This window comes from Paracoccus onchidii, from assembly GCF_028294535.1.
Taxonomy (GTDB): domain Bacteria; phylum Pseudomonadota; class Alphaproteobacteria; order Rhodobacterales; family Rhodobacteraceae; genus Paracoccus; species Paracoccus onchidii.
Genome location: NZ_JAQBIE010000069.1, coordinates 1 through 1,031, shown reverse-complemented (window position 1 = coordinate 1,031; position 1,031 = coordinate 1). Strand labels below are relative to the sequence as shown.

1 pseudogene is annotated in these 1,031 nt (G+C 56.3%); it reads right to left on the bottom strand.

Annotated elements, in window-relative coordinates:
- Window positions 1–38: 38 nt before the first annotated feature.
- Window positions 39–1,031, bottom strand: a pseudogene (locus tag PAF17_RS20060) (IS3 family transposase); the annotation flags it as partial.

The following is a 1,031-nucleotide window of genomic DNA, read 5'->3' as shown; positions in this document are numbered from 1 at the left end:
TGGACCTGTCGCGTAATTGTGCCGCCCCAAGTACTCGTTTAAGCCACTTTCCGTTCGAAGGCGACCGGGCTTTTCCAGCCCAATGCTGAGTGCCTTCGACGTGGATTGTAGAAGCCGTTGATGTATTCGAAGATGGCCATGCCGGCTTGCCGCCTGGCTGCCCATGACCTACGCCAGATCAGCTCGGCCTTGATGGTTTTCAAGGACGTCTCGACGGCCGCATTGTCATAACAATTACCTTTGCCCCTAATGGAAACCCGGAAGCCATGCTGGCGTAGGATCTTCTGGTAGTCATGTGAACAGTATTGGCTGCCCCTGTCGCTGTGGAAGATGCAGCCTTTGGGTGGCGATCGAAAGGCGATGGCCATTTTCAGGGCACGGATTGCCAAGTCACGCTTCATGCGATTGCTGACAGCCCAACCAATGACACGCCGGGAATGCAGATCGAGGATAACAGCGAGATACAGCCAGCCCTCACGGGTCCAGATGTAGCTGATATCGCCCGCCCATTTTTGGTTCTGCTCGGTTGCACTGAAGTCCCGATCCAGCAGGTTCGGGGCGATGTTGAACGTATGATCGCTGTCTGTGATCGCCTTGAACTTGCGCGTTCTTTCAACAGTGATCCCGTTTTCGCGCATCAGTCAACCGACGCGCCGATGACCGACATCGATGCCAACCTCTTTCAGTTCTTCGGTCATTCGGGGCCTGCCATAGCTGCCCAAACTCAGACGCCACTGTTCCTTGATATGCGCCAGAACAACCAGATCCGTTCGCTGCCTGCGGCTGGCCGGGCGCCTGCGGAAAGCCCGAAATCCGCGCGGTCTGACGTTCATGACCTGGCACAGCCGGTTGATCGGGAATGCCTCACGCTGTTCTTCAACGAACCGAAACCTCATGGCTTTTGGCTCGCGAAGAACTGGGTGGCTTTCTTTAATATATCCCTCTCCTCCTTGAGGATACGGTTCTCGCGACGAAGTCGTTCGTTCTCGCGCGCAAGCTCGCGATCCTCGGGCGATACCACATCCGTGTCG